General features: G+C 49.8%; 20 protein-coding genes. 14 read left to right on the forward strand and 6 right to left on the reverse strand.

Features of this window, described 5'->3' with window-relative positions:
- The first annotated feature begins 1 nt into the window (after position 1).
- On the forward strand, positions 2 to 430 hold the full coding sequence (locus BSEL_RS06880) for a hypothetical protein (RefSeq protein ID WP_013172263.1): 429 nt from the start codon (positions 2 to 4) through the stop codon (positions 428 to 430).
- 208 nt (positions 431 to 638) lie between these two features.
- Entirely contained in the window at positions 639 to 2,249 is a 1,611-nt protein-coding gene (locus BSEL_RS06885; protein ID WP_013172264.1) for an amidohydrolase, read from the forward strand.
- 77 nt (positions 2,250 to 2,326) lie between these two features.
- Here BSEL_RS06885 and BSEL_RS06890 read toward each other — a convergent pair whose 3' ends face one another.
- Entirely contained in the window at positions 2,327 to 3,124 is a 798-nt protein-coding gene (locus BSEL_RS06890) for an NAD kinase (protein WP_013172265.1), read from the reverse strand.
- 141 nt (positions 3,125 to 3,265) lie between these two features.
- Between BSEL_RS06890 and sppA the strand changes: the two genes are divergently transcribed.
- The 5 genes from sppA to BSEL_RS06915 all read left to right on the forward strand — a co-directional run bounded on the left by sppA (position 3,266) and on the right by BSEL_RS06915 (position 7,934).
- Entirely contained in the window at positions 3,266 to 4,252 is a 987-nt protein-coding gene (gene sppA, locus BSEL_RS06895; RefSeq protein ID WP_013172266.1) for a signal peptide peptidase SppA, read from the forward strand.
- Positions 4,253 to 4,263: 11 nt separating this feature from the next.
- A complete protein-coding gene (locus tag BSEL_RS06900) occupies positions 4,264 to 4,827 on the forward strand; it encodes an RDD family protein (protein WP_013172267.1) in 564 nt (187 codons plus the stop codon).
- Between the two features lie 79 nt (positions 4,828 to 4,906).
- On the forward strand, positions 4,907 to 5,404 hold the full coding sequence (tpx, locus tag BSEL_RS06905) for a thiol peroxidase (RefSeq protein ID WP_013172268.1): 498 nt from the start codon (positions 4,907 to 4,909) through the stop codon (positions 5,402 to 5,404).
- A gap of 69 nt (positions 5,405 to 5,473) precedes the next feature.
- A complete protein-coding gene (locus BSEL_RS06910; RefSeq protein WP_013172269.1) occupies positions 5,474 to 6,472 on the forward strand; it encodes a class I SAM-dependent methyltransferase in 999 nt (332 codons plus the stop codon).
- Between the two features lie 268 nt (positions 6,473 to 6,740).
- Positions 6,741 to 7,934 carry an acetate kinase gene (locus tag BSEL_RS06915; RefSeq protein WP_013172270.1) on the forward strand — a complete coding sequence of 398 codons (1,194 nt, stop codon included), beginning with the start codon at positions 6,741 to 6,743 and terminating at the stop codon, positions 7,932 to 7,934.
- A gap of 55 nt (positions 7,935 to 7,989) precedes the next feature.
- Here BSEL_RS06915 and BSEL_RS06920 read toward each other — a convergent pair whose 3' ends face one another.
- On the reverse strand, positions 7,990 to 8,307 hold the full coding sequence (locus BSEL_RS06920; RefSeq protein ID WP_013172271.1) for a hypothetical protein: 318 nt from the start codon (positions 8,305 to 8,307) through the stop codon (positions 7,990 to 7,992).
- Positions 8,308 to 8,327: 20 nt separating this feature from the next.
- Positions 8,328 to 8,777 carry a universal stress protein gene (locus BSEL_RS06925; RefSeq protein WP_013172272.1) on the reverse strand — a complete coding sequence of 150 codons (450 nt, stop codon included), beginning with the start codon at positions 8,775 to 8,777 and terminating at the stop codon, positions 8,328 to 8,330.
- 181 nt (positions 8,778 to 8,958) lie between these two features.
- On the opposite strand from BSEL_RS06925, the gene BSEL_RS06930 reads away from it, so the two are divergent.
- Complete coding sequence (locus tag BSEL_RS06930) at positions 8,959 to 9,720, forward strand: SDR family oxidoreductase (protein WP_041581810.1); 762 nt, start codon at positions 8,959 to 8,961, stop codon at positions 9,718 to 9,720.
- Positions 9,721 to 9,784: 64 nt separating this feature from the next.
- Here the strand turns inward: BSEL_RS06930 and BSEL_RS06935 are convergent, their stop codons facing one another.
- Positions 9,785 to 10,879, reverse strand: coding sequence for a M24 family metallopeptidase (locus BSEL_RS06935; RefSeq protein WP_013172274.1), 1,095 nt, complete (start codon positions 10,877 to 10,879; stop codon positions 9,785 to 9,787).
- A 146-nt stretch (positions 10,880 to 11,025) separates the two neighbouring features.
- Between BSEL_RS06935 and BSEL_RS06940 the strand changes: the two genes are divergently transcribed.
- Positions 11,026 to 11,712, forward strand: coding sequence for a metal-dependent hydrolase (locus BSEL_RS06940; protein WP_013172275.1), 687 nt, complete (start codon positions 11,026 to 11,028; stop codon positions 11,710 to 11,712).
- Between the two features lie 64 nt (positions 11,713 to 11,776).
- Here BSEL_RS06940 and BSEL_RS06945 read toward each other — a convergent pair whose 3' ends face one another.
- Positions 11,777 to 12,481 (reverse strand): hypothetical protein, encoded by a 705-nt coding sequence (locus BSEL_RS06945; protein WP_013172276.1) that lies wholly within the window; start codon positions 12,479 to 12,481, stop codon positions 11,777 to 11,779.
- 195 nt (positions 12,482 to 12,676) lie between these two features.
- Here BSEL_RS06945 and BSEL_RS06955 point away from each other — a divergent pair, with 195 nt between their 5' ends.
- The gene (locus BSEL_RS06955; RefSeq protein WP_013172277.1) at positions 12,677 to 13,984 is read left to right on the forward strand and encodes a DRTGG domain-containing protein; all 1,308 of its coding nucleotides are present in this window, start codon (positions 12,677 to 12,679) and stop codon (positions 13,982 to 13,984) included.
- 75 nt (positions 13,985 to 14,059) lie between these two features.
- On the opposite strand, the gene BSEL_RS06960 is transcribed toward BSEL_RS06955, so the two are convergent.
- Entirely contained in the window at positions 14,060 to 14,356 is a 297-nt protein-coding gene (locus BSEL_RS06960; protein WP_013172278.1) for a YtpI family protein, read from the reverse strand.
- Between the two features lie 119 nt (positions 14,357 to 14,475).
- Here BSEL_RS06960 and BSEL_RS06965 point away from each other — a divergent pair, with 119 nt between their 5' ends.
- From BSEL_RS06965 to BSEL_RS06980, 4 genes are all read left to right on the forward strand, one after another.
- Complete coding sequence (locus BSEL_RS06965) at positions 14,476 to 15,420, forward strand: DHH family phosphoesterase (RefSeq protein WP_013172279.1); 945 nt, start codon at positions 14,476 to 14,478, stop codon at positions 15,418 to 15,420.
- Positions 15,421 to 15,519: 99 nt separating this feature from the next.
- Positions 15,520 to 18,900 carry a DNA polymerase III subunit alpha gene (dnaE, locus tag BSEL_RS06970; protein WP_013172280.1) on the forward strand — a complete coding sequence of 1,127 codons (3,381 nt, stop codon included), beginning with the start codon at positions 15,520 to 15,522 and terminating at the stop codon, positions 18,898 to 18,900.
- A 78-nt stretch (positions 18,901 to 18,978) separates the two neighbouring features.
- Positions 18,979 to 20,217 carry an NAD(P)-dependent malic enzyme gene (locus tag BSEL_RS06975; protein ID WP_013172281.1) on the forward strand — a complete coding sequence of 413 codons (1,239 nt, stop codon included), beginning with the start codon at positions 18,979 to 18,981 and terminating at the stop codon, positions 20,215 to 20,217.
- Between the two features lie 70 nt (positions 20,218 to 20,287).
- A complete protein-coding gene (locus BSEL_RS06980) occupies positions 20,288 to 20,944 on the forward strand; it encodes a FadR/GntR family transcriptional regulator (RefSeq protein WP_013172282.1) in 657 nt (218 codons plus the stop codon).
- Positions 20,945 to 20,984 lie beyond the last annotated feature (40 nt).

Here is a 20,984-nt window from a genome sequence, read left to right on the forward strand (position 1 = left end):
TATGAATAAAGAGCGCTGGGTCGTGGCAGGTGTTGCTGTCGTAGCTGTATCGATATGGGGGGTTCTCCTTTTCACAATATTCTCCACGCCGGATGAACCGGAGATGGCTGACGATCCGATCAGCGAAAATGGAGACGGGTTGGCGGATATGTATGAAGACGCATTAGAAGAAGATGATACATTCCCATCTCCCCCTGACGATATACCAGAAAGTTCTGATCCTGATCCTGCCGAGGAGGAAGCATCTCCGGGAGATGGGAATGCCCCGACCGAGGAACCGGTTCAAGAGGATGCAGAGGATACCGATGAATCTGTTGACCGTCGTGCTTCGATGCGGACAAGAGGGATCCATCCCGGAGATTTCCAGGACATTGCTCCTGACGGCATTGCATCCATTGATGATGTTCTTGAACGACTCGAAGAAGAATAAAATGATTTGATGCACAGTGATCGATTCTGCTGTGCATCTCTTTACTTTTTCAGGGGGCCGTTACCGTCGAGTGCAAGTGATAGCGATTTGTTTGATAAGAGAATGGCTGTTTCGTCCAAAATCAGCTTCCGGAACTGAAGCTTTGGGCGTTCAAAATTGATGGCAAAGCTCATAACCGCATGATAGTAAAGACAGGAGTGATGGGATCATGGCAACGATTTATTATAATGGTTCGGTTCGAACAATGAATGAGGCGTCGGATGTAACCGAAGCGGTGGTGACCGAAGATGGGATCATTCTCGAAACGGGTTCGGAACGTGACATGAGAGCCCGTTACGGCGACCGTATTTCCCGGGAAATTGATATAAAAGGCGGCTGCATGTATCCTGGATTCACTGACAGCCATTTGCATATGATCGGTCACGGGGAGAAGCTCTTGACCCTTGACGTATCGACGGCAACAAGCATTGAGGTACTTCAGGAGAAGCTCAGGGAAAAGGCGCGGGCGACGCCGGTCGGGGAATGGGTCATTGCTGAAGGATTTAACGACAATTTTTATCCGGACAGGCGCATTCCGGACAGGCGGGTTCTCGATGAAGTCAGCACCGATCATCCGATTCTGATTACCCGGGTATGCAGGCACGCTGTGGTTGTGAACACAAAGGCCATCACCCGGGCGGGCCTTTCAAAAGAGACGCCTGACCCTTCCGGGGGACGTATTGAACGCTACCCGGACGGTGAGCCGACAGGTTATCTTCATGATCAGGCGCAGGAACTCGTTAAATACTGTTTACCCGTTCAGAAGTTTGCCGATATCGAACGGGCGCTGCATACGTCTGTTCAGGATCTGCTTGCAAACGGGTTTACGGGAGGACATACAGAGGATCTGTTCTACTACGGCAACCCCGTTGAAACCGTCCGGGTGTTTGAGGATGTGATAGACGGTACAAACTGCAAATTCCGCACATCTTTGCTCGTACACCATGAAGCGGCGAAAGTGGTGTTTGACACCTACCCGGATGGACCGAGGCCGTCATACATCGATTTCAATGCCGTGAAAATATTTACGGACGGAGCCCTCGGGGGCAGGACAGCCTATTTGAGTGAACCTTATGCGGATCAACCTGACACGCAGGGGGTGGCGATCCATACACAGGAACAGCTGACTGCGCTGGTAAGTCTCGCGAGAAGTTACAGGATGCCAGTTGCGGTTCATGCCATTGGCGATCAGGCACTAGAGGAGACATTGACGGCAATCGAAGCCCATCCACCACCGACTGGCAAACGTGATCGCATCATTCATGCCCAGATCTTAAGGCCTGAACTGATAGAGCGGATGAAAGCATCGCCAGTTGTATTGGATCTCCAGCCAAGGTTTACCATTTCCGATTTCCCTTGGGTGACAGAAAGACTAGGCAATGAGCGTATTCAAAGCTGCTATGCCTGGAAAACGCTTCTTGAAGAAGGCCTCATGTGTGCGGGGGGATCGGATGCCCCGATTGAACCGGTCAGTCCCATGGAGGGCATCTATGCGGCGGTGATGCGGCGAAGTCCCGGCGATAACCATGAAGGTTATATGCCGGATCAGAAACTGAGCCTGCATCAGGCGATCAGCCTGTATACACACGGAGCCGCACAGGCGGTGGGAATGGAACACCGGAGAGGCCAGGTCCGGGCGGACTATGATGCGGATTTCACGATTCTTGAACAGGATCTGTTTGCCCTGTCCCCGGAAGACTGGCTGTCGGTGAAGACGCTGATGACGGTGGTGGATGATACGATTATGTATGAATCGGACCCTGACAGTCTGCGGGATTGACTGTCCGGGGTCAGGTGTCTGACCCCGGACAGAAAAAAGCCCGGGTCAGCATTGCTGAGTCCCGGGCCACTCCTGTATTAAAGGAATGAACGACGTACTTTATGAAGAAAGAGATTGTCTTTCATTCTGAGTGTTTTGATCTTTTTATTCGATACTTTGACTTTGATTTCATGGGAATGCCGGATACTCAGGGCTTCATTGTCCGCGCCGATAATCGGATGGTCGTTGCCGTCCTGGACAATCTTCAGGACCAGTTCACGGTCATGATTGAGGATCAGCGGTGCACCGAGGGTCCGGTACTGGTTATTGTTGATCGAAGCAATCTCTGTCAGCTGCATCCCATTCAGTTTCGGATCGACGATGGCTCCGTTCAAAGAACGGTTATAGGCAGTGGAGCCTGTCGGCGTTGATACGACCATGCCGTCGCCACGGAAGGTTTCAAAATACAGACCGTCAATGTATACATCGATGGCGAATGTTTTGATGATCTGTGAGCGGATGGAGAGTTCGTTTAAACATTGGAACGACTGCATGCCGTCGACATCGACTTCGAGAGTCGGGTATTTAAGAATTTCAGTCTGATCAGATTGAAGGGCCATTTCAATCTTTTCAGGATCATTTGTGTTAAAATCTGTATAGAACCCTAAACGCCCGTCATTCACGCCTACATAAAGAGCGTCTTCCCGGAAACCGGATTTACGGATCGCCTGCAGGAACGTGCCATCGCCCCCGAATGATGCGATAATGTTTGCATCATCTGGATGGTCTACCAGACGATAGTCATATTTCCGGCCGATTTTTCTGATTTCCTGAATCTTTTCTTCCAGTTCATCGTTCTTCTTATAGAACAGGAAGACATTTTTTCGGTCACTCATTGAGTCATCGCCCTTTCTTTGTGTGTGCTTTGATGCGCGAATCTGCGTGATGGGGATGCAGAAATCGCTTACCATAGTTCATATTCTATCAAAAAAGCGGGTCTTCTGCTGTAAAATTTATTGTTGTGAGGTGGAGATTTTATGAACGTAAAACGTTGGGTGGCTCTTGGCGTTGCATTTTTGCTATTTGTCACATCGGGAATTGTCACATTGGGTATGCAAAATTTTGGACAGGATTTTGAACAAATGCTCTCTCCTGACCGGGAGTTCAGCGAGCGTGTGATTGAGCAGGGAACGGTTCCTGGCAGGATCGCGGTTATTCAGGTTGAAGGCATGATTCAGGACGGTGGTGCCGGCGGTCTGTTCAGTGTGGGCTATGATCACAGACAGACGCTTCGTCAGCTTGAGTATGCAGCTGAGAGTACCGATATTTACGGGGTGATTCTGCAGGTGAACACACCGGGAGGCGGCGTTGTCGAATCAGATGAACTGCATAACAGGATCGTCGCGATCCAGGAAGAGTTTGATAAGCCCGTTTATGCGGTGATGGGCGGTCAGGCAGCGAGCGGCGGCTATTACATTTCAGCACCTGCTGACAAGATTTATGCGAATGCGCAAACGTTCACCGGTTCAATCGGTGTTATCATCCAGTCATTGAACGTAGCGGGTCTTGCTGAAGAGTGGGGCGTGTCGCTCGAGACATTTACGAGTGGCGAGTTCAAGGATATTCTTTCACCTACGAAAGAAGTCACGGATGACGAGAGAGAACTGTTAAACGAGATTGTCATGGACTCGTATGAACAATTCGTCGATGTCGTGGATAACGGCCGTGAAAATCTCAGCCGTGATGAAGTGTATGAACTGGCTGACGGACGTATTTTTACAGGGAATCAGGCAGTGGAGAACGGTCTGGTTGATGAAATCGGAAACCGTGACGCGGCTATCGAAGATATGATCGAAGAACTTGGCCGCGGGGATCTATCTGTCGTCGAGTTTGGCGGAGCTGCCGGATTTGCATCTCTCGCAGGACTTGGAAGTCAGGTGTTGCCGGGATCTGAAGCGAGACTGATTGAAAATGTATTAAATGCCAATGCAGGTGCAAGAGTCATGTATCTGTATACGAATTGAGGTGAACGTGTATGACGGAAATCAATCATTCAAACCCATTCGAGGAAGAAGAGGATGAACGGCCGGAACCCGCGAGATATGAAAATATGGATGATTATGAGACGATGACCTTTTATTACGCAGGTTTCTGGATGCGGTTTTGGGCTTATCTAGTCGATCTGATTGCTGCTGGCAGTCTGAGTGGACTCATACTCGGGATCATCTACATGCTCGTTAACCTTGATGAGCTGACGATAGGCATCTATTCAGCTGCGGGTGCGCTCTCTGCACTGATCACATTCACGTATTTTGTCATCATGACAAAGATTTGGGGACAGACGCTAGGGAAGATGGCGCTTGGCGTCAGGGTGATACCGTTTGAGCGCAAAGAATTGAACTGGATGGATGTTATATTCAGGGAAGTAATCGGTCGTTTCATTCACCGTTCCCTTGTCGTAACGAATGTCTTGTATGTCATCGTGGCTTTTGCCCCGACGAAACGCGGACTGCACGACCGTATTGGTAATTCGATCGTGATTCTCGAACCGAGAAAAGGCTTCACTGTACCGGTCAAAAAGAAAGAAGAAGCATCTTAATGGAAGAAGCTGCGGCCAGTGTGTTATGCTGATTATGCAGTGAATCAAAGCTGAAAATCCGAAAAAAGGAGTTGACGGCATGACAATTACATTCAAAGAAAATCCCGTAACATTAAAAGGAACAGAGGTTAAAACAGGAGACAAGGCACCTGATTTTACGGTGCTGGCTAATGACCTGTCAGAAGTGAAACTCTCAGATTTCGACGGAAAAACAAGGCTCATCAGTGTAGTGCCATCGATTGACACAGGCGTTTGTGACGAACAGACAAGACGGTTTAATGAAGAGGCCTCTAAGTTGGATAATGTGGAGATCATCACGATTTCGGTGGATCTTCCATTTGCGCAAAAGCGCTGGTGCGCAGCAGCGGGCGTGGATAATATCCAGGTCACGTCGGATCACCGCAATCTGGACTTCGGTCAGAAATACGGGGTGGTCATCGAGGAGCTTCGCCTTCTCGCGAGATCCATTTTCGTTGTTGACAAGAATGGCAAACTTCAGTATAAAGAAATCGTACCGGAAGTCACTCATCATCCGGACTACGATAAAGCCATTGAAGCTGCCAAGCAGCTGGCATAATCAGAATAAGAAACGGAAGAGCATCGCAGAGCGGTGCTCTTCTTGACTGTATGGAAAGGCGGATTGCAGATGGAATCAACGACAAAAACGGAAATGCTCTATGACGTGCTCGATCGGTCGGCTTCTTTGTTGCAGGATGAACTGGGTGTCCTTTATCTGGATGCTCTCTCCCTGGCCGGAGATATGGTAATGAATCAGGATCAGGCGATTGGCGGTATGTCGAAAGAGGCATCAGAAAAGCTGAAGGAGCAGACGGATCAGGTCAAGCCGCCTTTCTCTTTTGACCCTGAAGAAGGGAGAAGGGCTATGCAGCTGGCGGTTTTAAAGGGAATGAAAGAAGCGACACAGCCGCATCATGCGATGACACCCGATGCGGTGACGGTGTATGCCGGATTTATTCTGAATAAATTGCTTGAACATGACGACAATAAAGAGATCAGCGTCATGGACCCTGCAGCTGGAGCGGGAAACCTTTTGACAGGTGTGATCAATCAGCAGACAAAACCTGTGAAAGCCACTGCTTTTGAAGCGGACGAGACACTGGCGAACCTGGCATTTATCAACAGCCGGATCCAGGGGCGTGACATAAAAGTGCGTCACGAAGATACGATCAAAGCCGAAGACATCGGACAGTCCGGCTACGTGATCTCGGATCTGCCCGTCGGTTATTACCCCAATGACAGTGCTGCGGAAGGATTTCAGCTGAAGGGAGAAGGGAATCCTTCGCTGATTCATCATCTCCTCATAGAACAGAGTATCCGTCATACAGAAGAGGGTGGTTATCTGTTCTTCCTGGTGCCGGATCATCTCTTTTTGTCAGAGCATGCGAAGGAACTGCAGGCCTATGTAAACGAGCATGCCGTTATCTACGCAATCATGCAGCTGCCGGAAACCATGTTCAAGGCAAAAGACCACAGAAAGGCCCTCCTGCTGCTCAGACGAAAGAAACAGGGGATCAAGGTGCCTGCACAGGCGCTTATGGCTGAGTTGCCATCTTTCAGCCGTAAAGAGGCACTCGCGGATATGACGCGACAGATTTCGGAATGGTTCGATCAGAATTTGTCATAAAATGTTCACATTTGCGCACGGGCTTCTGTGTGTATGAGGACGAAACTGTATTCATACAGTTCAAAGCAGTTTAGACAGGAAATACTTTGTTGTCAATGATTACACAATTGCTTTGTGTTATAGTCCGGCAAGGCGATAACAGTGAAACAGAGGTTGCAATCTCCTTTCGCAAGTGGTTTAATGAATAGTGGAAAAGCTAAGATCAGGATGACAGCAATCAGCAGCACGTTCTGAACACTGATTACAAACAAAAAGGAGAGAATGGTACATGTCTAAAATTATGGCGGTTAATGCCGGCAGTTCATCACTCAAATTTCAACTGTTGGAAATGCCCGAAGAAAAAGTCGTGACAAAGGGAATTGTTGAACGGATTGGGATGGATGACGCGGTGTTTGCCATCGAAGTTGATGGTGAGAAGAAGAAAGAGGTTGCCCCGATTGAAGATCATGAAAAAGCCGTTAAGATCCTCTTGGACAAGCTGACGAAGTTTGCGATTATTGATTCACTCGATGAGATCGAAGGGATCGGACACCGCGTCGTGCACGGCGGTGAGAAATTCAATGACTCAATCCTGATTACGGATGAGGTTATTGCAGGCATCGATGAGGTATCGGATCTTGCCCCGCTTCATAACCCGGCGAACCTTGTCGGAATCAATGCATTCCGCGAAATTTTACCGAACATTCCTGCCGTAGCAGTGTTTGATACGGCGTTTCACCAGACAATGCCGGAAGATTCTTACCTGTACAGTCTTCCATATGAGTATTACGAGAAATACGGGATCCGCAAGTACGGTTTCCACGGTACCTCTCACAAGTATGTCTCTGAACGCGCAGCCGAAATGCTTGGACGGCCTGTTGAAAACCTTCGCCTGATTTCCTGCCACCTTGGAAATGGTGCGAGTATTGCCGCAATTGAAGGCGGGAAGTCCGTTGATACATCCATGGGCTTTACACCGCTCGCAGGGATCACGATGGGCACCCGTTCCGGAAACATTGACCCGTCACTGATTCCATATATCATGAACAAAGCGGATATGTCCGCAGAAGAAGTCATGGATGTTCTGAATAAGAAATCAGGTATGCTCGCACTTTCCGGTTTCTCCAGTGACCTTCGTGATATTGAACTGAAAGCGGAAGAAGGAGATAAGCGCGCAGAGCTTGCTTTGAATGTCTTCACTTCCCGCATTCACAAATACATCGGTTCCTATGCAACGCGTATGAGCGGGCTTGATGCAGTTATCTTCACTGCAGGAATCGGTGAGAACAGTGATGTGATTCGCGCCCGTGTCCTTCACGGTCTTGAGTTCATGGGGATCTATTGGGATCCAATGCTGAACAAAACAAGAGGAAAAGAAGCGTTTATCAATTACCCTCATTCACCGGTAAAAGTCATGGTGATTCCGACCAACGAGGAAGTTGTGATTGCCAGAGATACAGTCAGACTAGGGGCGAAATCCTGAATCTGATCATACAGTTCAGATAACGAAAACCGGATCCCATAAGGGATCCGGTTTTTTAGTGATGTCTTTTTACTTCGACACCTTCACTGGCTCTGTACCAAAGCCAAAGATCGTTGATTGTCGAAGCAAGCTCTGAAATGCTGTCATTCAGTTCGCAGCTCCGATCAAAACGCGACTCTTCGTAAAGCATGTCCTGCAGCTTATTGATTTCCTTTTCGAGTTCGGCAATACGATCCGGAATTTTACCGCGTTCCTGTTCCCAATGCAGCATGACGGACTGCTGCTCGCGGGAGGGGAGTTCCTCCCAGGGTAACGCAAACTCCGGTACAGAAATGCCAAGGCGCTGATCAAACTGAAATGTGATATTCTCCATAAAAACGCAAAAACCTTTCGTTAAGAATTTGGTTCTGAACGGACGATCAATACGTCACAGTTCGAGTGACGGGTAATGTGTTCAGACACACTGCCGATGAGAAAACGTTCGACAGCGTTCAAACCAGTGGCACCTGTTACAATCAAATCAATTTCGTATTTCTTGGCGACGTCTTTCGCAATCTTCACTTTCGGCGAACCGTAATCAAGAACGAGGGAAACTTTCTTGATGCCTCTTTCAACGGCCGTTTCTTTATACTCTTCAAGCATGTCCCGCGCATACTGCTCAGCCTCTGCAAAAATGGTGCGATCATAGTGTTCGACAGATGCAAACGTGCGGGTGTCGATGATGTGACTGATAAAAAGGTTGGCGTCGTGATCGCCTGCAAGTTGTACAGCTTTGTTAAATGCCCGTTTTGCTTCTTTTGATCCATCCACAGCAACCAGAACATTATTGTACTTGAGTGGCATGTGAAAGACCTCCTTTTTTCATTTTGGAATCATCGTTCTGTCTCTATTATAACAAATATTCGGAACAATGACGACTGTTCCGTGAAAGGATAAACAAAAGGATGTTATCTTTTTACATAGCCGGGGAATGGTCAGTATAATGAACATGGGACACAGTGATTAGGACAGAGAGGTGTAGATGATGAGACATGCAATCGTGACAGCCGGAACGAAAGGACTCGGCAAAAAAATGACCGAATCATTGCTTGCAGAAGGCTATTCCGTAACCGTTTCCTACAGAAGCGATGAAGAAGCTGCGGAACAACTGAGACAGGAAGCAGGAAACTTGAAAGACCGGATCGACCTGATCCGGGGTGATGTGACAAACAGGGACGATCTGGATGCTCTTGTGGACCAGGCGATGGATTCGTTTGGACGTGTGGATGTATTGGTGTTGAATGCCGGTCCCTATGTGTTTGAACGAAAGAAGCTGGCGGATTACAGTGACGAAGAATGGTATCAGATGGTCGATGGTAATTTGAATTCTGCCTTTCATCTGTTTCGCAAAGTTATTCCAATTATGCGTAAACAGCAGTATGGAAGGATTATCACATACGGTTTCCAGGCGTCTGATCACGCTCCTGGCTGGATCTACCGGTCCGCTTTTGCAGCATCAAAAACGGGACTCACGTCATTGACGAAGACGGTGGCCATCGAAGAAGCGGAGCATGGGATTACCGTGAACATGGTATGCCCGGGAAAGATCCTCGGAGACATGAAGGAAGCGGATATCGAAACGTCCAAAGGCATCGGCGATTCAGAAACGCCTGTTGGACGATCGGGAACGGGTGAAGATATCGCCCGTACGGTCCTGTTTCTTGCCGGGGAAAAGTCAGATATGATCACAGGTGCAGTCCTTGAAGTCACCGGTGGGATGGATGTGCTCCACCGATACAGGGGATAGCCGCATGCGATAATCGAGAAAAACAGCGTCCCTTCGGGAAGGGGCGCTGTTTTGATACTTGTTATCAGTCACGTGGCGCGACAATCTGAAGTTCTTTCGGGAACTGATTAAGCGGGCGGCAGCCTGATCCTGTAATGAGAATTTCATCTTCAATACGAACACCGGCCTGATTCGGGATGTAGATTCCCGGCTCAATGGTGAAGGTCGTGCCTTCTTTGAGCGGGTCTTTGTTCTGGTCATTGAGCGATGGGAATTCATGAACTTCGATTCCGATGCCGTGACCTATTCTGTGTGGAAAATACGATCCGTAACCGGCGTTCTCGATAACCTGTCTCGCGGCTTGATCCAGGGCGGCAATTTCTTGCCCGGGTTTACACAGCGCTACGGCCTTTTCGTGGGCTTCGAGTACGGTTTCGTAGATCGCGATCTGTTCATCTGTGGCGTGATCAAAAAAGAAGGTTCTCGTCATATCTGACGTATACCCTTTCCATTCCACCCCAAGGTCAAACAGGACAGCATCCCCTTTCTTCAGGGAGCGCTCGCCAGGCTTTCCGTGCGGATCTCCGCATTTCTCCCCGAATAATGTCATGGTGGAGAAGGACATTTCCTTCACCCCCGCTTTTTTCAGGGTGTATTCGATCTGTGCGATCACTTCCATCTCCGTGACCCCTTCTTTCAAAGCCTTTATGCCGGCTTCAATGCCGCGGTCTGCAAGGAGAGCAGCCTCTTCCATAATGGCAAGCTCGTCAGGGGATTTTATCAGGCGCATGCCGGACAGGATCGGATCAGAGGACTGAAAGTCAGCATCCGGATACTGGGCATGCCATTTTTGGTAACGGGACCATGGTATATTGTCCTCGAGGGCAATTACGCCCGCCTCTTTCGGCAACTGACTGAAGAGCATGGCCCAAGGATCTTCCGTGTCGCTGTAGCCGGTGATATGTGTGCGGTTGAACAGGGCCTGAATCTGATTGACCTCCATAGCCGGGCAGATCAGTTTGGCATCCCCTTGTTTTGGAATCACCATACCGAGGAGCCGCTCATGAGGGTCCGCATCAAATCCGGTCAGATAAAAGACGTGCGGACGCGACTGAACCATCAGTAAATCAATGCCTTTCTCTTGCATCTTTTCTTGCAGGATCTCTATGCGCTTATTCATAAACATTCCCTCCAATAGATATCTGTTTCGTCTTGGAATTGGTCTTCTCTACAGTCTAACACAGGATCCGCTGAATACTTCCCTAAAAATCAGGGTAGAGAATAATTGGAACAGAAATTCTACTAATGAAAGGTGGATGACAGGTTATGAAATTGTCGTTTCATGGACATGCAGTCGTAAAAGTGGAGACGAATGGCAAGACGATTCTGATTGACCCGTTTCTTTCCGGTAATGGTGCGACGGATCTGAATGCAGAGGATGTGCACGCGGACGTCATTCTTCTGACGCACGGGCACAATGATCATGTCGGCGATACGGTGGCCATTGCCAAACGGACGGGTGCTAAAGTGATTGCCCCTTTTGAACTGGCAACCTATTTGGGCTGGCAAGGCCTCGACGTGCATCCGATGCATATTGGCGGCGCACATGAATTCGATTTTGGCACGGTCAAATTCACGCAGGCCTTTCACGGTTCCGCATGGACAGATGAGGAAGCCGGGACGATTGTCTATACAGGGATGCCGGCGGGCATTTTGTTGAAAGCGGAAGGCAAAACGATTCACCACGCCGGTGATACGGGGCTGTTCTCCGATATGAAGCTGCTTGGAGAGTTCGAAAACATTGACGTCGCATTCTTGCCAATCGGGGATAATTTCACGATGGGACCGGAAGATGCCCGGATTGCGGCCAGGTGGATCGGGGCAGACAAGGTCGTACCGGTTCACTATGACACGTTTCCTTTGATCGAACAGGACGGGGAAGCCTTCTGCAAGAGTCTCGATCACGATCAGGAGGGTATCCCGATGAAGGCCGGTGACGAAATCACCCTCTGACCGGACGGATCATCAAGGCGCAAAAATAAGCCGGGGAAAGGGTCAACCCTTCCGCCGGCTTTTCTTAATGCATGTGGTCGTTGGTGTCCATAAAAGAGATCTCACCCATCTCTTCAAGGTATTCCTCGACCTCCTGATCAAACTGTTCCCGTAAATGGACTCCGTTCATGTTTTCGGCTGTTTCATGCTCTGATTCTTCCAGGAGTTTCGGGATCAGCCTTTGCCAGATAACCGTGCGCTCCGCATGGTCGCGGTCAAACTCCATCAGGAACTCCTCGAGATCTTTATCCATCCCCTGTGACATGCCCTCAATCAGTGCGGGGGTATTCTGTTCGTATACTTGAATATTATAATGCGCCTGCTGGTCAATCATGTCATCGGAAACCTGCACGTCATAAGCTTCTTTAGCGTACATACGCCAGGCATTCTCATAAATATACCGGTCTTCAGCAAGCTGGATGATTTCTTCAAGGTCCCATTCTTCCTGAAATTCTTCACGCTGAATATAATAGCGGATGAACCATTTTTGGACTTCTTCCGTGGCTGACTGATCAATCATGTGTGCCCGGTTCTCAAACAGCACGGTCGCATAAGCGGTCATATCTGCATAGTCTTCCGCACTTAAAGGCGGCGTGTTTTCGTGATACACAGCTTCCACTTCTTCAAAGCTGATGTCGAGGCTGCTGTTTTCAGACTGCTCGTTTATACATGCGCTGCTCAACAGGGCAAGCAAGATGAAGCTTCCTAGTATTGACAGGTATTTGGACATGATGGTCACCACCTTTAGCTCTTCTCTTATCTTAAACCTAACTGTCAGAGCGCTTCAAGTGGAGGATTTCAGAAAATTGTCTAAAACTGTTGAAGAAGATCATCTTGAATCTGCCGCCGTTCCGTCATATACTTGTGTTAGTACAGATGTTGAAATAAATAATAACAGTCCGATAAATCTGGGAGGAACCCTTATATGACAAAGCATGAGCAGATATTACAGCACATCAGATCACTGGAAGTAGGGAACAAAATATCCGTCAGGCACGTGGCGAAGGTACTTGGCGTCAGTGAAGGAACGGCATACCGGGCCATTAAAGATGCAGAAAACCAGGGACTCGTCAGTACGATTGAACGGGTCGGGACGATCCGGATTGAAAAGAAGCAGAAGGAGAACATAGAGAAACTGACATTTGCGGAAGTCATTAACATTGTGGAAGGGTCAGTTCTCGGGGGGCGGAACGGTCTGTATAAAACATTGAATAAGTTCGTCATCGGTGCGATGAAAGCCGAAGCCATGATGCGCTACGTTGAAGCGGGAAATCTCCTGATCGTCGGAAACCGTGAACAGGTTCATAAACTGGCCCTGGAAGCCGGTTCAGCCGTCCTGATTACGGGAGGCTTTGACACGAGTGAGGATGTCAAACAGCTGGCAGACAATCTTGAACTGCCTTTGATCACGACATCTTATGACACATTTACCGTGGCAACCATGATCAACCGGGCGATCTACGACCAGCTGATCAAAAAAGAAATCATCTCAGTGGAGGACATCCTTATTCCCGTCGAAAAAACCGATTTTCTGACGGCCGGGGAAAAGCTTTCAAGATGGCGCGAACTGAACGAAGAGACCGGTCACAGCCGTTATCCCGTTGTTGATCCTGAGCTGAAACTGCTTGGGATTGTGACGGCGAAGGACGTAATCGGAGAAGAGCCGGATACGCAGGTGGAGAAAATTATGACCCGCCAGCCAATTGCTGTGACGAGCCTGACGAGCGTGGCCTCTGCGGCCCATATGATGGTCTGGGAAGGTATTGAACTGTTGCCGGTGATCGATCAGGGGAAGAAGCTGATCGGCGTCATCAGCAGGCAGGATGTACTGAAAGCCCTGCAAATGATCCAAAGGCAGCCTCATGTCGGAGATACCATCGAAGATCTGGTTACGCGGCACTTTGAAGACATATCCACACCTCAGGAGCATGCGTTTACCCTTGAAGTCTCCCCGCAGATGACCAATCATCTCGGCACGATCTCGTATGGGGTCGTCACGACAATTGTGACGGAATCAAGCAGCCGGGTTCTCAGGAAATACAAGAAGGGGGATCTGGTCGTTGAGAACATCACGATCTTCTTTATCAAGCCCGTGCAGATCGATGCGGCGATTCTCGTGAAACCGAAGGTGCTTGAAGTGGGGCGCAAATTCGGGAAGGTTGACGTGGAACTCTTTCATCAGGGTCAGCTTGTCGGGAAGGCGCTTTTGGTTGCCCAGCTGATCGACCGATAATCACGGTTCACCATTCCTATAGTACGAAAAAAGCGAAACATCCTCACAGGCAGGATGTTTCGTTTTACGTTCAGATCAAGAAGATTGATTCATTTCCCGTTCGACGTGCGGCTGCAGAGCCTTGAAATTTTTATAGCCAAGGAAGATGTTCGCTCCGCCCATGGCAAGGAACAACAACAGAATCACCGCAGCGACGGTTGTCTGAAGCTGAACGTAGCTGTTAATCGCGAAACTGATCATAAACAGACCGACGGCCATACTTGCCTTTGATGCGTAGGAATGTTTGACGGCTTCATATGTTGAGCGGTACTGCCGCATTTTGAAATACAAAAAAATCATCAGAAATCCAATAATGCTGATAACACCAAGCATGTCACATAACTCCTTTCTCTCCGGTTCATTCCTGTCAGACAGGATTTTCACCTTGCACTTTCACTCATTGTAGAATACTCTGTTAAAAGAAAGCAACTATGAAAGGGGACGTGGCCTGATTGATCGATTCTATTATCCAGACCATCAGCCAATTTGAACGCATTATTATTCTTCGCCATGTGCGCCCTGATCCGGATGCCGTCGGTTCACAGGCGGGATTGCGGGCTCTGATCCGTAATGAGTGGCCGCATAAAGAGGTGTTGATCGGGGGGGAGAGTGACCCTGAGTTTGATTTTCTGACGAAGATGGATGACATTGCGGACAAGGACTATGATGGAGCGCTTGTCATCGTCTGTGATACCGCCAATCGGGAACGCATTGATGATTCGCGTTTCGATTCCGGGGATGCACTGATCAAGATTGATCATCATCCGATGGTGGATTCCTACGGCGGGATTGAATGGGTGGATGAAGGAGCGAGCTCCACCTCTGAAATGGTCTTCGAGCTTTATGATCGCCTCTCAAGCGGGAGTGAGCAGGACGTGGATCCGGACATGGCCAAAATGCTCTATGCGGGTATTGTCGGGGATACCGGTCGGTTCCGTTTCCCGAACACGACGGAGCGCACGTTCAGAGCGGCGGCGCGTCTTGTCACGGCGCCGTTCTCAAGAGAGGACATCTACGAGTCGATGTATGTCAAATCGGAAAAAATGCTCCGCCTGGAAGGGTATGTGCTGTCGAATGTGGCTGTCAAACCGAGCGGTGCTGCGGTCGTATATCTCCGTTCCGATACATTGGAACAGTTCGGGGTCAGTGCAAAAGAAGCCTCGGCGATTGTGAACAGCTTCTCGGCACTTGAGGGTCTGAAAGCCTGGGCGTTTCTCGTCGAGGAGGAAGATCAGATCCGCCTCAGGATCCGTTCGAAGGGCCCTCAGGTTCATAAACTTGCCGAGCGGTATCACGGCGGAGGGCATCCGATGGCGGCTGGCGCTTCCGCTTTTTCGTGGGAAGAAGCGGAATCCTTCAGCGATGAACTTGATGCACTTTGCCAAAGCTATACGTAAAACGAAGGGAAACTGTCCAATCCGGTCAGGTTTCCCTTTTCATTTTCACGGAAATGCGTCATAATGAAAGAAACAAATGTTCTCCTTTGGGGTGGTCACATGGCATATGCACATTTACATGTTCATACAGAATTCAGTCTGCTTTCGAGCCTGATCCGGATTGATGATTTGACGGAACAGGCGTCAAGTCAGGGCTTCACTGCTCTTGCCATGACAGATCTGAATAATATTTACGGTGCCGTTTCCTTCTATCGCGCCTGTCGTGCAAGGGGAATCAAACCGATACTCGGAGTGGAACTCTCCATGGAGCGCCTTTCGTTAAACAGCGGAAGGGATGTGCCAACGAGTCTTCTGTTATACGCGAAATCGTTCAGAGGCTATCAGTCCCTCGTGCGCCTTGTGACAATGGCTTGTGCGAGAGAAGCGGAACCTTACGTCACCATGGATGAACTTGAAGCGGAGGGAGAGGAGCTCGTCGTGATCTCACCTTTCTCCGAGGGGCGGATGCAGCTGCTTGCCGAAGAGGGACGTGACGAAGAAGCGTCGGCTTTTCTGAAAACCATCAGGAACGTTTTTGGCGAAGAAGATGTATACGTGGAGATTCAGAATCACTGGCTGAGGTGGGAACGTGAGCGGATGCAGCGAATCCGGAAATGGCTTACGAATGAGCGGGTTCCGGTGGTGGCGACCAATCACGTTCATGCCCTCGAACCCGATCAGTTCGGTGCCCTGCAGACGCTCCAGGCGATTAAAGACGGTGTCAGAATTGAAGAGATTGATGAATCACTCCGGGCTCCGGATATGTATCTCAAGAATGAAGAAGAGATGCGGGAACAGTTTGCCAAATGGAACACGGCCCTCGACGTGACAGAAGAGATCGTGGCCAAGTGCGAGGTGGAACTTCCTCTTGGCGGACAGATCCTCCCATCATATCCGGTCAGTGACGGGGAGACCGCCGCGTCCCTTCTTCGAAACTGGTGTGAGAAGGGGTTGTATGAGCGGTACCATGCACCGGAAGAGAAGCATCGGGAGCGTCTTGAGAAAGAGCTGCAGGTGATTCATGATATGGGCTACGAGGATTATTTTCTCATTGTGGCGGATTTCATGGACTACGCGCACCGAAACGGCATTCTGACAGGACCCGGACGAGGTTCAGCGGCAGGTTCACTCGTCGCATATTTGCTCAGAATCACGGATGTGGATCCGATTCTATATGATCTGCTTTTTGAGCGTTTTTTAAATCCTGAGCGGGTGTCCATGCCGGATATTGATATTGATTTTTCCGACTTGGACCGGGATCAGGTCATTCATTATGTGCATGAGCGGTACGGGGCTTCGAAAGTGGCGCAGATTGTCACTTTTGGTACGCTCGCTGCAAAAGCGGCCCTTCGGGATACGGCCCGGGTGCTTGGGATACCGACTGCGGATGTGGACAGGCTGTCAAAACTCATTCCGGCCCGGCCGAATATGACCATTACGGCAGCTCTCGAGGAAGCGCCGGCTTTTAACAAGGCGATCCGTGAGATGCCAAAAGGCGACCTGCTGTTGAAAACGGCTCTCGATATCGAAGGGATCGCAAGGCACACATCGATCCACGCGGCGGGTGTGGTGATGAGCAAGGATCCGCTGACGGATATCGTGCCGCTTCAGCCTTCGAACGACGGTCTCACCATCACCCAGTTCCCGATGGGGGACCTTGAAGATCTGGGACTGTTAAAAATGGACTTTCTCGGGCTGAGGAATTTAAGCTTTATGGAACGGATCGCAGAAACCGTAAAGGAGAAAACCGGTGAAGCGCTCGATCTCACCCGCCTCCCCCTCGAAGATGAGCGTATGTTTGCCCTTCTTGGAAAAGGGGAGACGAACGGGATCTTTCAGCTTGAATCCCAGGGAATGCGGCGCGTACTGAAGCAGCTGAAGCCGGAACGTTTTGAAGACATCGTCGCGGTCAACGCGCTGTATCGGCCGGGGCCGATGGAACAGATCCCCCTTTACATCAGAAGAAAAAACGGGGAAGAACCGGTGACGTATCCGCACGAAGATTTGAGAGAGATCCTGGCACCCACATACGGGGTCATGATTTATCAGGAACAGATTATGCAGATCGCGTCAAAAATGGCCGGTTTCAGCCTCGCTGAAGCGGATATGCTGCGACGGGCCGTCAGTAAAAAGAAAAAAGAAGAACTCGAGCGTTCGAGGACCCTCTTTGTCGAAGGAGCGGTCGGTCGGGGTTATGCCGAGGACGAAGCAACTCGCGTTTATGAACTGATTGAGCGCTTTGCGAACTACGGGTTTAACCGCAGTCACGCCGTGGCGTACAGTATGATTTCCTGTCGTCTTGCCTGGCTGAAAACGGTGCACCCGGAGGCATTTATGGCAGCTTTGATGGAGCAGTCTGTCCATGCACCCGACAAGCTCGTCCGCTATATTGCCGAAGCAAAGCAAATGGGCCTCAGGGTCTCGGGGCCATCGGTTCAGAGGAGCAGCAGACGATTTACGGTGAACAACGGTGAAATTGTCATGGCTCTTCAGGTGATTCGCCACACCGGTCACCATGCAGCGGCGGAAATCATTCGCGCCAGGGAAGAGGAAGGACCTTTTGGAAGCCTGTTTGATTTCTGCAAGCGGGTCTCGCTCAAAATTGTCAGCCGGAAGACCGTTGAATCACTCATCATGGCCGGGGCAATGGATGACTTTGGTGTGGACCGTACGTCCCTGTTTGCCTCACTCGAGGATGCCTTTCAGTTTGGCGACGAGGATGCAGAAGGGTTCTCGCTCTTTGAACAGGAAGAAGGGGAGCCTGATTACCGACAAGGCGGCAGAATGACGCTTATGGATAAATTGGATGAAGAGCGTGAAGTGATGGGCTTTTATCTTTCGGGTCATCCTGTTGAGGATGATTTAGAGCTGTTAAAGACCTATAAACGTCAGAGTATTCTTGAAGCAATGGGAGTGGCATCTGAGAAAATGACAGTCAGGCTTGCGGGAATGATTGAGCATATCCGCCTCATCCGCACAAAAAAAGGTGATCAAATGGCCTTTGTCTCCATGAGTGATGAAACAGGTGCCATGGATATTACCGTGTTTCCCGAACAGCTGAAGCACTATCAGATGGCGCTTAAGAAAAACGGGCTCATCTTCACTGAAGGAAAGATGCAGTGGCGTAACGATGCCTGGAATCTGATCCTGGATAAAGCCGTATCCCTTGAGACCCTCAGAAGCAGGGTCAAAGAAGAGGCGCAGCCGACCCTTTATATCCGCTTCAGCCACGCGCAAGAAAAAGAAGGGGTCCCGAACAAAGTGGAGGCACTGTTGCAGGATACGCCGGGAGAAGTGCCTGTCGTTCTGAAGTTCGAATCGACTGGTGAGGTTCGCAAACTCTCAGAACTTTGGAATGTGAAGGTGGATGAATCCCTCCTTTTGAAGCTTGAAGGCCTCCTCGGAAAAAAGAATCTGTTTTTCCGTCCGTCCAGGGTGTGATGGACGGATTTTTTTTGGTATAATAGCAGGGTCAAGGGGTGGTCTGACCACCATATTCCAAAAAGGAGCGTGGGGGCAATGTCAACATTAAGAGAAGAAGCTCTACATATGCACAGGGTTCACCAGGGGAAGCTTGAAACGACACCGAAGGTCGCTGTCAGAAACGCAGAGGATCTGTCGCTGGCCTATTCACCGGGAGTCGCCGAGCCTTGTAAAGAGATTTTTGAAGATCCGCAGACGGTCTACGAATACACCGTCAAGGGGAATATGGTCGGCGTTGTATCCGATGGATCGGCCGTACTCGGTCTGGGGAATATCGGTCCTGAGGCGGCAATGCCCGTCATGGAAGGGAAAGCGGTCCTGTTCAAATCGTTTGCGGGTGTGGATGCTTTTCCGATCTGTCTGAATACGAACGATGTGGATACGATCGTCAATACGGTCAAGCTTATGGAACCGACGTTTGGCGGAATCAACCTCGAGGATATTTCAGCACCGCGCTGTTTTGAGATTGAAGAACGCCTGAAGCGGGAGATGAATATTCCGGTCTTTCACGATGATCAGCACGGAACGGCGATTGTGACAGCTGCAGGACTCGTCAACGCACTGAAGCTCTCCGGAAAGAAAATGGGGGAGATTAAAGTTGTCGTCAACGGCGCCGGTGCTGCGGGCATCGCCATTATCAAGCTTCTCATGAGCATGGGCTGTAAATCGTTTATCCTCTGTGACTCCAAAGGTGCGATCTTTGAAGGGCGTCCATACGGAATGAACGACCTGAAAGATGAGCTGGCCCAGAAGACCAACCTTGAGAAAAAAGAAGGAAGCTTAAAAGACGTAATTAAAGATACGGATGTGTTTATCGGAGTATCCGTTGAAGGAGCCGTCGATAAAGAGATGGTTGCTAGCATGAATCAGAATCCGATTATTTTTGCCATGGCCAATCCGGTTCCGGAAATTATGCCGGAGGATGCCAAAGCGGCAGGAGCAAGCGTGATCGGGACAGGACGGTCAGATTTCCCGAATCAGGTGAATAACGTGCTTGCGTTCCCGGGCATTTTCCGGGGGGCCCTCGATGTATTCGCAACGCACATCAATGAAGAGATGAAGATCGCTGCTGTAAATGCGATTGCAGGACTCGTCGGTGACAACGAAGTCAATACGGACTACGTGATTCCGAATCCGTTTGACAAGCGGGTTGCGCCGGCTGTGGCAAAAGCCGTGGCAATCGCTGCGATGGAGACAGGTGTTGCGAGAAGGAAAGTTGATCCTGACGCAGTCGAGAAAAAAACGTATGATTTGACGATGATTGACGAAGAGTGAGTAAAGCATCGTAACCGGGAGCAGAGGCTCCCGGTTACCTCTTTCGGTAAGATAAGGACGTGATACGAGGATGAACAACAAAGTGTATATGAACATCCTGAATGAGCTGAACGGGATCATCGAAACGGATCATCTGACGGCAGGAGATAAACTGCCTTCGGAACGGGAGCTCGCAGAGCGCCTTGGTGCCGGTCGGTCTTCAGTGCGGGAAGCCCTGAGGGCCCTTGAACTGCTTGATTTAATCGAGACAAAGAAAGGTGAAGGCACTTTTGTCAAGCAGCCCGGGAGCCACAGTCTCGCAGAAATTCTAGCAGCTTTCTTTCTGAGGGAACCGAGGGCAAGGCGTGATCTGTCGGAGACTAGACGGATTATAGAAGCCGAAGCGGTCAGGCTTGCCTGTGAACGGCATCAGCCCGAGCATCTGCATACGCTGAGAACGATGATTGACCAGGCGCGTCTGACGGCAGCGGAGGGCAGGATTCCTGCCGAGGAAGACTATGAGTTTCACCGGACGCTCGTAAAAGCAGGAGGTAATCATCTCATGCTCAACATCTGGTACCCCTTGGTTGCATACAGCAAAGGACTGATGAAATCATCCCTTGCCAGAGAGGGTCGGATTGAAGAAGCACTGAATGAGCATGAAGAAATCGTCAGAACCATTGAAATGAGAGAGCGTGATCGAGCGGTGGAAGCGATCCACCATCACCTGTCAAACAGTCAGTTCTGAAGGTTTTTCTTTTTACTTTCAAATTAAGAGCTGGTTCTAA

This window comes from [Bacillus] selenitireducens MLS10 (assembly GCF_000093085.1).
Classification (GTDB): Bacteria; Bacillota; Bacilli; order Bacillales; family Salisediminibacteriaceae; genus Salisediminibacterium; species Salisediminibacterium selenitireducens.

What these genes read in the sequence shown, in the direction of transcription:
- BSEL_RS06960 (WP_013172278.1), bottom strand. Translation starts at nt 14,356, where the DNA reads ATGCTTGGTGTTATCAGCATTATTGGATTTCTGATGATTTTTTTGTAT.
- BSEL_RS06925 (WP_013172272.1), bottom strand. Translation starts at nt 8,777, where the DNA reads ATGCCACTCAAGTACAATAATGTTCTGGTTGCTGTGGATGGATCAAAA.
- BSEL_RS06945 (WP_013172276.1), bottom strand. Translation starts at nt 12,481, where the DNA reads ATGTCCAAATACCTGTCAATACTAGGAAGCTTCATCTTGCTTGCCCTG.
- BSEL_RS06890 (WP_013172265.1), bottom strand. Translation starts at nt 3,124, where the DNA reads ATGAGTGACCGAAAAAATGTCTTCCTGTTCTATAAGAAGAACGATGAA.
- sppA (WP_013172266.1), top strand. Translation starts at nt 3,266, where the DNA reads ATGAACGTAAAACGTTGGGTGGCTCTTGGCGTTGCATTTTTGCTATTT.
- BSEL_RS06935 (WP_013172274.1), bottom strand. Translation starts at nt 10,879, where the DNA reads ATGAATAAGCGCATAGAGATCCTGCAAGAAAAGATGCAAGAGAAAGGC.
- BSEL_RS06920 (WP_013172271.1), bottom strand. Translation starts at nt 8,307, where the DNA reads ATGGAGAATATCACATTTCAGTTTGATCAGCGCCTTGGCATTTCTGTA.
- BSEL_RS06980 (WP_013172282.1), top strand. Translation starts at nt 20,288, where the DNA reads ATGAACAACAAAGTGTATATGAACATCCTGAATGAGCTGAACGGGATC.
- tpx (WP_013172268.1), top strand. Translation starts at nt 4,907, where the DNA reads ATGACAATTACATTCAAAGAAAATCCCGTAACATTAAAAGGAACAGAG.
- BSEL_RS06880 (WP_013172263.1), top strand. Translation starts at nt 2, where the DNA reads ATGAATAAAGAGCGCTGGGTCGTGGCAGGTGTTGCTGTCGTAGCTGTA.
- BSEL_RS06910 (WP_013172269.1), top strand. Translation starts at nt 5,474, where the DNA reads ATGGAATCAACGACAAAAACGGAAATGCTCTATGACGTGCTCGATCGG.
- BSEL_RS06940 (WP_013172275.1), top strand. Translation starts at nt 11,026, where the DNA reads ATGAAATTGTCGTTTCATGGACATGCAGTCGTAAAAGTGGAGACGAAT.
- BSEL_RS06975 (WP_013172281.1), top strand. Translation starts at nt 18,979, where the DNA reads ATGTCAACATTAAGAGAAGAAGCTCTACATATGCACAGGGTTCACCAG.
- dnaE (WP_013172280.1), top strand. Translation starts at nt 15,520, where the DNA reads ATGGCATATGCACATTTACATGTTCATACAGAATTCAGTCTGCTTTCG.
- BSEL_RS06955 (WP_013172277.1), top strand. Translation starts at nt 12,677, where the DNA reads ATGACAAAGCATGAGCAGATATTACAGCACATCAGATCACTGGAAGTA.
- BSEL_RS06885 (WP_013172264.1), top strand. Translation starts at nt 639, where the DNA reads ATGGCAACGATTTATTATAATGGTTCGGTTCGAACAATGAATGAGGCG.
- BSEL_RS06915 (WP_013172270.1), top strand. Translation starts at nt 6,741, where the DNA reads ATGTCTAAAATTATGGCGGTTAATGCCGGCAGTTCATCACTCAAATTT.
- BSEL_RS06900 (WP_013172267.1), top strand. Translation starts at nt 4,264, where the DNA reads ATGACGGAAATCAATCATTCAAACCCATTCGAGGAAGAAGAGGATGAA.
- BSEL_RS06930 (WP_041581810.1), top strand. Translation starts at nt 8,959, where the DNA reads ATGAGACATGCAATCGTGACAGCCGGAACGAAAGGACTCGGCAAAAAA.